The sequence below is a fragment of the Psychrobacter sp. JCM 18900 genome (genome assembly GCF_904846625.1).
GTDB lineage: Bacteria > Pseudomonadota > Gammaproteobacteria > Pseudomonadales > Moraxellaceae > Psychrobacter.
On sequence record NZ_CAJHBL010000003.1, the window covers coordinates 579041 to 592337 of the forward strand.

10 protein-coding genes are annotated in these 13297 nt (G+C 40.3%); 6 read left to right on the forward strand and 4 right to left on the reverse strand.

The genetic code is table 11. The annotated features are described in order from the left end of the window. Positions 1-166: 166 nt before the first annotated feature. The 3 genes from era to JMX96_RS08035 all read left to right on the forward strand — a co-directional run bounded on the left by era (position 167) and on the right by JMX96_RS08035 (position 2974). The gene (gene era / locus JMX96_RS08025) at positions 167-1282 is read left to right on the forward strand and encodes a GTPase Era (protein ID WP_201568475.1); all 1116 of its coding nucleotides are present in this window, start codon (positions 167-169) and stop codon (positions 1280-1282) included. A gap of 63 nt (positions 1283-1345) precedes the next feature. Continuing rightward, positions 1346-2137, forward strand: a complete 792-nt coding sequence (recO, locus tag JMX96_RS08030; RefSeq protein ID WP_201568477.1) for a DNA repair protein RecO — start codon at positions 1346-1348, stop codon at positions 2135-2137. Positions 2138-2200: 63 nt separating this feature from the next. After that, positions 2201-2974, forward strand: a complete 774-nt coding sequence (locus tag JMX96_RS08035) for a pyridoxine 5'-phosphate synthase (RefSeq protein WP_201568478.1) — start codon at positions 2201-2203, stop codon at positions 2972-2974. Between the two features lie 20 nt (positions 2975-2994). On the opposite strand, the gene JMX96_RS08040 is transcribed toward JMX96_RS08035, so the two are convergent. After that, the gene (locus tag JMX96_RS08040; RefSeq protein ID WP_201568480.1) at positions 2995-3723 is read right to left on the reverse strand and encodes a GspH/FimT family pseudopilin; all 729 of its coding nucleotides are present in this window, start codon (positions 3721-3723) and stop codon (positions 2995-2997) included. 584 nt (positions 3724-4307) lie between these two features. Here JMX96_RS08040 and JMX96_RS08045 point away from each other — a divergent pair. The 3 genes from JMX96_RS08045 to mscL all read left to right on the forward strand — a co-directional run bounded on the left by JMX96_RS08045 (position 4308) and on the right by mscL (position 8518). Then, on the forward strand, positions 4308-5582 hold the full coding sequence (locus JMX96_RS08045) for an OmpA family protein (RefSeq protein WP_201568482.1): 1275 nt from the start codon (positions 4308-4310) through the stop codon (positions 5580-5582). Between the two features lie 349 nt (positions 5583-5931). Next, positions 5932-7782: a translational GTPase TypA gene (typA, locus tag JMX96_RS08050; RefSeq protein ID WP_057758402.1), complete on the forward strand. Its 1851-nt coding sequence runs from the start codon at positions 5932-5934 to the stop codon at positions 7780-7782. Between the two features lie 280 nt (positions 7783-8062). Further along, positions 8063-8518 carry a large conductance mechanosensitive channel protein MscL gene (gene mscL, locus JMX96_RS08055; RefSeq protein ID WP_102094592.1) on the forward strand — a complete coding sequence of 152 codons (456 nt, stop codon included), beginning with the start codon at positions 8063-8065 and terminating at the stop codon, positions 8516-8518. Between the two features lie 114 nt (positions 8519-8632). Here the strand turns inward: mscL and JMX96_RS08060 are convergent, their stop codons facing one another. The 3 genes from JMX96_RS08060 to JMX96_RS08070 all read right to left on the reverse strand — a co-directional run bounded on the left by JMX96_RS08060 (position 8633) and on the right by JMX96_RS08070 (position 12893). After that, positions 8633-9073: a hypothetical protein gene (locus JMX96_RS08060; RefSeq protein WP_102091526.1), complete on the reverse strand. Its 441-nt coding sequence runs from the start codon at positions 9071-9073 to the stop codon at positions 8633-8635. A gap of 285 nt (positions 9074-9358) precedes the next feature. Further along, positions 9359-10300 carry a bifunctional DNA-formamidopyrimidine glycosylase/DNA-(apurinic or apyrimidinic site) lyase gene (gene mutM, locus JMX96_RS08065; RefSeq protein WP_201568483.1) on the reverse strand — a complete coding sequence of 314 codons (942 nt, stop codon included), beginning with the start codon at positions 10298-10300 and terminating at the stop codon, positions 9359-9361. Between the two features lie 55 nt (positions 10301-10355). After that, positions 10356-12893: a RelA/SpoT family protein gene (locus JMX96_RS08070; RefSeq protein WP_201568484.1), complete on the reverse strand. Its 2538-nt coding sequence runs from the start codon at positions 12891-12893 to the stop codon at positions 10356-10358. Positions 12894-13297 lie beyond the last annotated feature (404 nt).

The following is a 13297-nucleotide window of genomic DNA, read 5'->3' on the forward strand; positions in this document are numbered from 1 at the left end:
GAGTATTAGCTTAGATTGGTTTATAGCTTGCAAAACATATATTAAAACTACCTCACATATTATTTATTTTAAAACTTTAAATGTCTCTAGCCCGTTTTTAATGGTGAATGAATAAATTTGGCATCAACGACTGTTCGGCTAGACACAAACCCTATAGGATTAACTTATGAGCAATCATACTGATTTGCCATCAAACAATGAAGACGGCCCCCAAAGTTTGGGTAAAAACACAGATATTGATTTAAGCCAAAACAATATCGGAGTTACTGAAGAGACTCATGGTATTGATGCAGAAGATATTGCATTAGACAATGATGTGGCTATTGAAGAATTTTTTGCACCAAGTGGCAATGCCCGTATGGCTGATGATTTTAGAGCAGGTTATGTCGCTATTGTTGGACGTCCAAATGTGGGCAAGTCAACTTTGATGAATCACTTATTGGGTCAAAAGCTGTCTATCACCTCACGTAAACCGCAAACTACCCGTCATCGTATTCATGGCATTTTGTCAAACCATGAAATGCAAGCGGTGTTTGTTGATACACCAGGTATTCACCGTAACGAAGTACGTGCTATTAACGAACGTATGAATAAAGCGGCGGTATCGGCGTTAGTAGATGTAGATTTAGTATTGTTTGTTGTCGATTCAGATCAATGGCGTGACGATGATTTATTGACCTTGCAAAAGCTCGGTGAGACCAATCTAACAGTCGTATTGGTTATTAATAAGTCAGATACTCTAAAAGATAAAGGCAGCGTGCTACCACTTATCGAAACTTTCAACGATAGTTTCGATTTTGCTGATATCGTTCCTGTATCTGCACTAAAAAATCAAAACTTAGATCGTTTGCAAGAAGTGATTGCCTCACATTTACCAGTCGCTGCGCCTATTTATGATACAGAGCAAATCACTGATCGCTCTGAGCGATTTTTAGCCAGTGAAATCATTCGCGAAAAAATCATGCGTAGTGCGGGTGATGAAGTGCCATATGATTTAACCGTACAGATTGATGAGTTTAAAGACGAACCTACACATACTGATCCAAAAACAGGGCGTCCGCGCAAAGCTTGTACTTTCATCGATGCGACTATCTATGTTGAACGTGGTGGTCAAAAAGCCATCGTTATCGGTGATAAAGGCCAGCGTATCAAACAAGTTGGTATGGATGCTCGTAAAGATATGGAGCAGTTGTTTGGTAAGAAAATCATGTTAACTTTGTGGGTCAAAGTGAAACGTGGCTGGTCTGATGACGAGCGTGCGTTGACCAGTTTGGGCTATTGATAGCGGTTAAGAACGAACGCTTCAAAAGCACTATCTGCCTTTTAGCTATTTAGGTAATAAAAAATGCGTAATGAAGCGCTCGTCGGGTATTTATTGCATCAGCGTCCTTATCAAGAAAAGCGCGCTTTGTATTATCTTTTTTCTCAACAACATGGTGTGATACATGGTGTTGGAAAAAAAGGCGCGCCACTATTTATGCCGTTACAGCTTTTTGCTACTGGCAAACGTGACTTAAAAACCTTTAGTCAAATTAATATTGCTTCGCAAGATAATACTCAAGCTGACAGTGTTCAAAAAGACGGTGTTCAAAAAGATAGTACACCTGCTGTCTTGGAAGCCGTACCTTACGCCAATATCAGCGGCCAACATCAGTATGCCGCACTATATATAAACGAGATTCTGTGGCGGCTGTTACCTACTGAAGACCCAATGCCTATATTGTGGCAGCATTATCAAATCAGTCTACAACAACTCAAGCAGCCCTTGAGTAATAGCGAGCTTCGTCTCTGTCTACGTCAGTTTGAGCAGTATCTATTTACCGAATTAGGATTCACTTTAACGTTAACGCATGACAACGTTGAAGATCCCATCGAGTCTGATTCTACTTATCGCTTTTTACCGGATGTAGGTTTACTTCCTGTATTAGTACATAATGAAGAGTCTGAGCATTTAGCCAGTGAGTCTGGACAGACCGTCTTTAAGGGTGCGGATATCATAGAAATGGCACGCTTAGGTATTACTGAGCAAACGCTGAGCCATTGGTCAAAACTACATCGACATCTTATTGATCATTTGCTTGATTATCAGCCTCTACAAAGTCGTCTATTATGGCAGCAGCAGCAGCGCTATCAATAAAGTCTCAAATATTCTCGTAGTATCAACTATATAAGTTAGGCTTAATTGCCCAAAGGATTTTTTATGAGTATCTCTGTATCTACCTCATCTGAAAACAATTCAAAAAAACCTTTGTTAGGCGTGAATATTGATCACGTGGCAACACTTCGTCAAGCGCGCGGTGTGAATTATCCGAGTCCTCTAGCTGCTGCATTACTGTGCGAAAAGGCAGGAGCAGATGGTATCACTATACATTTACGTGAAGATCGCCGTCATATACAAGATGCTGATGTTTATGAAATGGCAGGGCAGTTGTCGACAAGAATGAACTTAGAGATGGCGGCGACTGATGAAATGCTTGCAATTGCCTGCGAAGTTAAACCTTTTTGGGTATGTTTAGTACCTGAAAAGCGTGCAGAATTAACGACAGAAGGTGGTCTTGATGTTGCAGGGCAAGTCACGTCTTTAAAAGAGTATGTTCATAAGCTACAAGATTCTAATATCAAGGTTTCTTTGTTTATTGATCCTGATGACAAGCAGATTGCAGCCGCGATAGAGTGTGGTGCGGACGCGATAGAATTACATACGGGTGCTTATGCCGAAGCAGGTTTAGCAAATGATAATGACGCACAGCTGGCTGAACTTAAAAGAATTGAACAAGCAGTAGCTACAGCACAGAGCCTAGACGATAAATTGCTTATTAACGCGGGTCATGGCTTAACGTGTGACAATGTTAATGCCATTGCAAAGATTGATGGTATATATGAATTAAATATCGGTCATGCACTTATTGCAGATGCCGTATTTGTAGGACTAGATAGTGCTGTAACAATGATGAAAGAGGCTATGCATAAATAGGTTTGCATATACAGCATCTATTACCCATTACATTTCGTAGGATGGTCTGCATTAAGTTTATGTTTGACGATACCGGATTGGTTAAAAGAGATTTGGTACATTGATTTGTTATAAGAAGAGGTGGGGCAGTATTTTATATGGCCAAAGTGTCCTCGCGGTCTGCCGCTATCACCCCAAAATTTAGTATAGTGACGCCTACCACCAACTCTTAACTTCACTGTACTATATCTTAGGTTTAAGGATTGCTGAGTTAATAAGGTATCTACTTGAGAATCAAAATGCTTGTTGTTGTTTTTATCTACGAATAGCAGAAGTGTCTTATAACTGTTCCTATGACATTGCTGTGCATCATTCGATAAACAAACTAAGACATCCTGCCGACTTATATAACTTTCGGCCTTTGCTAAGGATAAGGTGCTCTCTAGTTGATGCTTGACCCGTTGGGCTTCCATTCGTGCTAAGTGCGTTAAGATGCTTGGCGCTGCAATAGCTGCGATAATCCCCAATACCATTGTCGTCACAGTTAGTTCAACGAGAGTAAAGCCGTTTGATTGCTTAGCACTGAGAATATTATTGTTCTGAAGGGATGGTTTCCTATAATAGGCTAACTTCAATAGTTTATTGAATAACCTAGATGCAATAGCTAAGAAATTATCAATTCCATACCCGCCTTTTCTGCAAATAGGTAAACAAAAGGTAAAAATGACTATTCTCTTATAATGGGCCAGTACCTTACTAAGTAAGTTCATAATGCGCTACATCCTATAGCTGTTTGTCATTCAAGTAGAGAACAACGTCTCACACATCCTTGTGTTGACTATCTTTTAAGCAAACCAATTGTCCAAATTCTTTAAACCTTCTCTTATTCCTCTGTATATAAAACACATACAACACCTAATTACTTGATTTTCAGAAGAATATTGGTTTTTTACAATATATATGTAATATATAGCGACTGTCAAAAAATGTTTCAATTAGTGAAAGAATGACATTAGCAATAGAGAAAAAATTCCAATTGTAATAAAATGCTTCAAGAAAAGAGCTATCAATAGACTATTCATCTATCGCAAACTGATGTGTAAAAGATAAGAAGCGTAAGGTGTGTTAGTTCTGGGTAACTTAGACTGTTTATTGTGTTTTAGTTACAACATTATCGTGTAATAATGTGTAGCTCGTTAACGAAAAAAGTTGTAAACTGAATTAATAATCGCTAAGCTACTCCTTAATTGGTTTTGCTTTGTAACTTAAAATGCGTAAGAGATGTCTATCTTAGTACGTCTTGAGAATCGGTTTTGCTTAATGCATCACTAAAATTATCCTTTGGAGGAAGTCCATGAAATTGAATAAAATAGCTCTAGCCCTTGTTGCTGTAGCGGCTGCACCGATGGCAGCTAATGCTGGTGTTACTATTAGCCCATTGTTACTTGGTTATCATATGACTGAAGAATTCAGTGATACCTCTGACAAACAGCGTGAAGTTCTTACTACTGGTAAGAATCTGCAAAACAATACAGATCGCGTTGGTAACGACAATGGTGGCGTAGCTAAAGAAAGTAGCTTATACACTGGTGCAGCACTAGGTATCGAACTTACTCCTTCTACTCAGTTCCAAGTAGAATATGGTGTATCTGATGCTAATGGTGAAGCTTCTGAAGATTCAGCGAAATCTGGCGCTAACCGTTTTGATATCGAACAAGAAATGATTTCTGGTAACTTCTTGATCGGTACTGAAGAATTCACTGGTTATACTGATAGTGCACTTAAGCCATATGTACTAATAGGTGCTGGTCAATCTAAGATTAAAGTAGAAAACCAAGAGCAATACACTAATTCTGATAACGAAGTAGTTGCTGCTGGTACTGAAGTATCAAACTCTAAAGACACTATCGGTAACCTAGGTCTAGGTGCTATGTATCGCATCAATGACGCGCTAAGCCTACGTGGTGAAGCTCGTGCGATTCATAACTTTGATAACAACTGGTGGGAAGGCATGGCTTTGGCCGGTCTAGAAGTAGTACTAGGTGGCCATTTAGCACCTACAGTAGCAGTACCACCTATGCAAGAGCCAGTAGTTGACAACACTCCAGTAGTTGTTGTTGAAGCTGATCTTGATTCTGACGGTGATGGCGTACCTGATAGCATCGATGCATGCCCAGGCACTCCAATGAACGTTGTAGTTGATGAGCGCGGTTGCCCAGTACCAGTAGACATTACTGACGAACTGAAAATGGAACTACGTGTATTCTTTGATAACGACAAGTCAGCTATCAAAAACCAGTACAAGCCAGAAATCGCTAAAGTAGCAGAGAAGATGCGTGAGTATCCTAACTCTACAGCTCGTGTAGAAGGTCATGCTTCTAAGACTGGTCCTTCAGCACGTTACAACCAACGTCTATCTGAAGCTCGTGCCGTTGCTGTTAAATCTATGCTAACTAATGAATTCGGTATCGCTCCAAACCGTCTATCAACTGTAGGCTATGGTTATAACAACCCAATCGCTTCAAACGACACTGAAGAAGGTCGTGCTATGAACCGTCGTGTTTATGCCATCATTACTGGTGACAAAACAATGACTGTTGAACAAACTAAAGATATGGTTGTTCAGTAAGTATTAGCAAAATAATCGTATAGTTAAATATACAGTTACAAAAAAAGCCACCCAATGGGTGGCTTTTTTTTATTTATGTATTGAGAAAAGTGAGTTATTACATAAATTTATGAATCAATAATGTTATACTAGCCACCCAAACATTCTGTAAATTAACAGTATGTACAATAGCATAGCAATCTGTATGATGAATTCGTCAGTATAGATATTTGATTGTATTGAACTTTTTTATTTGATAGCATTCTTTTTTGCGTCATCTTAGATTCAATATCTATCTGATTGATGATGAAAGTTTATTCAGCAGCGCTTACTGCTACTGCATTTTTTTAAGACGAAACGAGCATTTTATATGGCGAACGATATCAAACACCTGCGTAACATTGCAATTATTGCCCACGTTGACCACGGTAAGACAACTTTGGTTGATAAGTTATTACATCAGTCTGGTACTTTTGGCGACCGTGCAAACATTGCTGAGCGTGCAATGGACTCAGGTGATATTGAGCAAGAACGTGGTATTACCATTTTGGCTAAAAACACAGCTATCCGCTGGACAGATAAAACTTCAGAAACCGAATACCGTATTAACATTGTGGATACCCCAGGTCACGCCGATTTTGGTGGTGAAGTTGAGCGTGTAATGTCTATGGTTGATTGCGTACTTTTGGTTGTTGACGCTGTTGATGGTCCAATGCCTCAGACTCGTTTTGTGACGCAAAAAGCATTCGAACAAGGTCTAAAGCCGATCGTTGTTATCAACAAAATCGATCGTCCTGGCTCACGTCCTGATTGGGTAATGGATCAAATATTTGATTTGTTTGACAACCTAGGTGCAAACGATGAGCAGCTTGATTTCCCAGTTGTTTATGCTTCAGCATTGAACGGTATTGCAGGTCTAGAAGCAGATGATTTAGCTGACGACATGACCCCATTGTTCAAAACTATCGTTGACGTTGTTCAGCCTCCACAGGTTGATGCTGACGCTCCGTTCCGTATGCAAATCTCAAGCCTTGACTACAACAGCTTTGTTGGTGTAATCGGTATTGGCCGTATTCAGCGTGGTAAAGTTAAACTTAACACGCCAGTGACTGTCATTGATAAGCATGGCAAAACGCGTAACGGTCGTATCTTAAAAATCATGGGTTACCATGGTCTTGATCGTATTGACGTTGAAGATGCACAAGCAGGTGATATCGTTTGTATCACAGGTATCGATGCACTAAACATTTCTGACACTATTTGTGATCCTAACAACGTTGAAGCACTACCAGCACTAACGGTAGATCAACCTACAGTATCTATGAACTTCCAAGTAAATAATTCACCATTTGCTGGTCGTGAAGGTAAGTTCGTGACTTCACGTAACATTCGTGAGCGTCTTGAGCGTGAATTGATTCATAACGTAGCATTGCGTGTAGAAGACACTGAGTCTCCTGATAAATTTAAAGTATCAGGCCGTGGTGAGCTTCATTTATCAGTACTTATCGAAAACATGCGCCGTGAAGGTTTTGAGCTAGGTGTTTCTGGTCCAGAAGTTATCGTTAAAGAAGTTGATGGTAAGCTACAAGAGCCGTATGAAAACGTTGTCTTCGATATCGAAGAAGAGCATCAAGGTTCTATCATGGAGCAAGTTGGTCTACGCAAAGGCGAGATGACTAACATGGAGCTGGACGGTAAAGGCCGTATGCGTATCGAGGCAACCATACCAGCGCGTGGCTTGATCGGTTTCCGTTCTGAGTTCCTAACCCTGACTTCAGGTAGTGGTATCATGACCTCGAGCTTCTCACATTACGGTCCACAGAAGATCGGTGATGTTGGTGGTCGTTCTAACGGCGTATTGGTTTCTATGGCAAATGGTACTTGCCTAGGTTTTGCTCTATTTAACCTACAGAAACGTGGTAAGTTGTTTGCTGAGCCACAGCTTGAAGTTTATGAAGGTATGATTGTTGGTCTTAACTCTCGTAACGATGATATGACTGTTAACCCAACGACTGCTAAACAGTTAACCAACGTACGTGCTAGTGGTACTGACGAAGCATTGACGTTGACGCCAGCAGTGAAGTTCACTCTTGAGCAAGCGCTTGAATTTATTCAAGACGATGAGCTAGTCGAAGTAACGCCAAAAGCGGTACGTATTCGTAAACGCTACTTGACTGAAAGTGAGCGTAAGCGTCACGGCCGTGGTAAGAAAGGTGCTTAATATCAATAAGTGAGTTACTGAGTAATTCATGATATTGATGTTTGACGCAAACACTTAGTATCAGTAGTTTTACTGGCACTAAGTGATTCAAAAATTGAGCAGTATAAGGTGAGCTATTAGTGGTTCACTTTATACTGCTTTTTTTTGTGTTGTAATCTTGGAAAAATACAGACAGAATGAATAGTGGCATTAATGTATTCAATTATTAACATTAAAGCTAGATGTGATACTAATTATATAAATATCTATTTGTTTATAGATAAATTTTGAGGAAAAAACAATGAGTATGGTTTCAGAGTTTAAAGAGTTCGCTGTCAAGGGTAACGTGATGGATCTGGCAGTCGGTGTCATCATCGGCGGGGCTTTTGCTACCATCACAAAATCTCTGGTAGATGATATTATTATGCCGATTGTCGCTTTTATCTTTGGCGGCGAGATTAATTTTGAAAACATGTTCTTAGTTTTAGGCGATGCACCTGATGGTATTGCTATGACTTATGATGCGCTCAAAGAGGCAGGTGTACCTGTATTGGCTTACGGTAGTTTTATTACCGTACTTATTAACTTCCTAATCTTAGCTTTCATCATCTTTATGATGGTTAGAGGTGTCAATAAAATGCGCCGTGCTGAAGAGGTAGAGGAAGTTATAGAAGAAGCAATAGAAGAGCCATCAGAAGAAGTGAAGTTGCTGCGTGAAATCAGTGCCAAATTAAGTAATACCAGTATTACGAAATAAATTATCAACTCGTTGACAATAAAAAAGGCTAACTTCTTGTTAGCCCTTTTTTTCTATAAAGTATTTACTATCATCTTTTATAGAATATTGAATGTTTTTACTAAAAGAGTGCTTTTACGGAGTAACCACTACATAATCATTGGTGTTAATCAGAATTTCTGATGGTTGATCGACAACGATACGTACCACGTTATTATCAATAACTTGAGATTTGTAATAGTTGTCTTCTGCAACTGTGCAGCCTAAACAACGTCCCATCGCATCCCAAGGTTCAACAAATAGTTTCTGCTGTGCTTGATCTGCATTACCACCAATAAGTGAGAAAGGTAGGCTTACGATATAAGCTGCCGTACCAGCCACAGCATTCACGAGTTGCAGTGGCTTACCAACAATCGTATCGACTACCATCGTCTCGTATGAAGGACCGAAATCAGTTTCATCAATTTCTATAGCTGCAAAAGTAGGCTGAATAGTCGCAGCTACCAATCCTAAAGTTGCCAATACAGTAAAAAATCTCTGCTTAACTGTGCGTTGAGTTTTTGCTTTAACAGTCATAACGATATCCTGAAACTCATAGTAGTATGATTAATGGCTGCTGCTATCTTCACACAGGAATCTTGCGGCAACAATAGTTAGGCTAAATATTACAGAAAAATAAATGATACGCACTATTTATGTAAGCGCTAGCACTATTAAAGCAAGATGCGCGCTAATAAGCAACAAAAATGAGAATAATCTAGTTATAGCTTTGGCAATATTTGATACTTTCAAAAGTAAATACTGTATCTAAATATTACCTTAATCTAGATACAGTACAAACAAACGGATATCAATTATTAGCTATTTTAACGGCTGACAATTTGGACAATAAACACTAGCTCTACCAGTAAGCTTGATATTCTCTAGCGTCGTACTACAATGCACACAGCTCTCTCCTTGTCTACCATACACATTTAAGGTTTGCTGAAAGTAACCAGTTTGACCACTTGCTACTGTGAAATCCCGTAGGGTCGAACCGCCCAGTTTTATCGCTTTCTTTAAAATTTCTTTAATATGATTCACTAAAATGACAATCTGATCGTATGAAATTTGATTGGCTGGTGTAGCAGGGTGGATGCCAGACAAGTACAGGCTTTCAGTTGCATAAATATTGCCAACCCCCACTACGACCTCTTGTTCCATGATGACAGATTTAATAGCCCGAGTAATGGGTTTTAGTCGCTTATTCGTTTTAGTATCATCTGACGATGACCCATTGTTATCTTGACTAGATAAATCTATACGCTGGATTAAACTGTACAAATAGTCTGCGGTAAAATCTTTTGAAAGCGGCTCAGGACCCAGATGATCTAGTAGTTTATTGCCGTAATCTTCATGCCATAGTACTGAACCAAAACGTCTAGGATCATAGTAATGTAGCTGAGACTTTTTGTTAGCAGTATCATTAAAAACGACGACCAGATGGTCATGTTTACGTTTATCAGTACCATAGTTATGTTGCTGTAAGCTACCTGACATTCCTAAGTGAATAAGAAGCTGACGTGGTTCAACTTTATTGGCTGACATTGTAGCGTTATTCTGTGCATCTGCTGGCAGAAAATTAAGAATCAGATACTTTGCTCGGCGCTCGACACTATCTAAGGTGTAATTAACCAGCGCGTCCAAGTTATCTGGCATCATCCACCGCAGCTTTGGTTGAAATACTTTAACATCAACTACCTGTTGCCCCAACAATGGAGCAAGGCTGGCTTTAGTGGTTTCTACTTCAGGTAATTCAGGCATAGTATTTTTTGACAACTCTATTATAAAATAAACAACGACTGGCTTAAGGTTTTATTTACACAACTGCACGGCGCGCGTGCAAAATACCATGTTGCTGTTCTAATTTTGCGAGCAACTTAGACAAATGCGCTAAGCCTGAGACTTCAATATGGAACTTTAAAAAAGCAATATTGTCGTCATTGCTTAACGTTTGAACTTGGCGAATATTGACGTTTTCTTTATCAATTATCTGTGTCAAATCACGTAGCAAACCGCGTCGGTCATATGCTTCGACATGAATATCAACGGGCTGATAACGCCCCGTCTGCACTTGCCAAGCGGCTTCTATCTTGCGCTCAGGGTCACGCTCGACCAGACGTAAGTACTCTGGGCAGCCTCTATTGTGCACGCTAACGCCGCGCGATAAAGTGATGTAGCCAGCAATCGGTTCGCCATGCACAGGATGACAACAACCTGCCAAATTGATTTCGATATTATCCAAACCATCGATATGGATTTTATAGGCATCGAGCTTACCTGTATCTCGGTTATCTACATGAGGTACAAAGCTCTCTGGTGGTATCTCAGGTTCAAGGTGTAGCTGACGAGAGATATGACTGGTCAACTGATTCAGGCCAATATCACCTGTCACCAGCCCCACGATAATATCATCGGTCGTATTGACATGAAAATGCTGAATATAGTCGTTTAGATCAATACTATTAGGATGAACAGATAGGCGCTCAAGCTCTTTACTGAGCATTTGGCGACCTATTTCAATATTCTTATCACGGTCTTGCTTATTAAACCACTGGCGCAGTTTTGAACGGGCCCGATTGGTATGAATGTAACCTAGCGATGCTACCAACCAATCACGATTGGGCTCACGCGAAGCCTTAGTGATAATCTCAACTTGCTCACCTGTTTTCAACTGATATGTCAGTGGCACATAGCGCTGATTAACGCGGGCTGCCTGCGCGCGGTTGCCAACTTGAGTATGTACATAGTAGGCAAAATCAAGAACGGTCGCGCCTTTTGGTAGCTCAGTAATATCACCGTCACGGCTAAAGATATAAATACGTTCTAGCTCATCAAAATCAACAAGTTGTTCTTCTTCGTCAAACTCAATATCGTCTATCTCTTCGCCCGCTACCACAGCTGAGCGTGGCTGATTGCGTGTTTCATTATTGATAGATAATAATTGGCGTAGTGAGCTGATTCTTTGATTCAGATAATTGTCTTTCTTATTCTTTAGCCCTTCTTTGTAATTAACGTGCGCACACATGCCAAGTTCGGCCTCAAAGTGCATCTCATGAGTACGAATCTGGACTTCCAGTGATTTATTTTCCGCGATTACAGCAGTATGTAGCGAGCGATAACCATTGGACTTAGGGTTAGTAATATAGTCATCGAACTGCTCAGGAATATAACGCCATAAGCCGTGTACTAGGCCTAAAACGTGATAACAGTCAGAAGGGCTATTGACCAAGACGCGCAAGGCACGAATATCATAAAGCTGATCGAACGATAAACCTTTAAGCTTCATTTTTCGATAAATAGAGTAGATATGCTTGACGCGCCCAGATACTTCGCCTTCGATACTGGCATCTGCTAATGATTCATTTAGCTTGTCTTGTACGCGCTGAATATAGGACTCACGTTCGCTACGTTTTTCTGACAGTAGCTTAGCAATTTCTTTATAGCGATCAGGCGCGAGATAACGGAAAGCTAAATCTTCGAGCTCCCATTTTAGCTGTGCAATACCTAAACGATGGGCTAATGGCGCATAAATAGTCATGACCTCACGCGCGACACGAGTTTGACGCTCTGGCCTAGAAAACGTCAATTCACGCATGGCAAAGGTACGCTCTGCCAATTTGATGAGTACCACACGCACGTCGTTGGTGACAGAGATGAGCATGCTATAAATATTTGATAGCTGATCACGTTGATTATTGACGAAATGGTCTTCTAAGCGCTTGTTACTCTCAATAATCTCCGACAGCTTACCCATTGCAAGGGTGTCTTTAACAAGCGTCAAAATATCTGGACCAAAGTTTTTTTCAACTTCAGCGAGACTAATGATTGATTTGCGGGCACTGCGATACAGCATGGCCGCGACCAATGCGTCTTCATCTTGGTAAAGATAGGTCAAGATATCAGTCATACCAATACCGGTCACATAAGCGCCTGAGCGCTCAGACTCACTGGTATTCATATGACTGCGAATAAACTCGCAAGCTGCACTTAGGTTGGGTACTGACTCTTGTCCAATACGCTTGGCCACATTATCTAGCCAAGTAGGTACGTCGATATTAGCTTGGTCTAAGTCGACCGCCTCAAGCTCATCGTTTGATAGCGCATTGGTATCATCCAAATACTCGTCTTCAGTGTGAGGGTCATGCAAATGATAAGTGTGTGCGGCTGAGCGATCAAAAGTAGTATGTAGCTTGTGAGTTGCCAACTGGTATTTGATGTCGAGGGGAATTTGGGCATAGCTATTGGCTGACTGGTGAGAGCGTTGGCTCGCCACCAGTTGCGCCGCAAGTGTTGCACTATCGGCCTGCGTGGTCTGTCCATCCACCAGCGGTAATCCTTCACGAATTTTTACCATAGCCGACTCCTCTTAGCTATTTTGAATTGATTATAACCTCATCTACTATGCACACACTCTGAATTAACGATCCATAAAGTGTCAGCTATAAACCAATACAACTGCTAAAAATGTTATTTTTAGCAGCTATAAAATGCGCGTAAAATATATAAAGCTATGAGTGCAAATGCTTGCTATGTAGCGATTGGAAACATCATCAAAAACATAGGAAGATTGTTTACTATTATCTCATTTTAAAGTGACAAATCAAGCGAGCCTCTGTATGGCTGTGGTCAATTACGCTAAATAATGGCTATTTATTAGCACAAACTTATCAAAGCTTTGAGTTATCTTAGATAATCGTAATAACGCTTAATTGTCTCTTTAATTAGGTTTAACTATCAGTTGTTATTGACTATTAATCA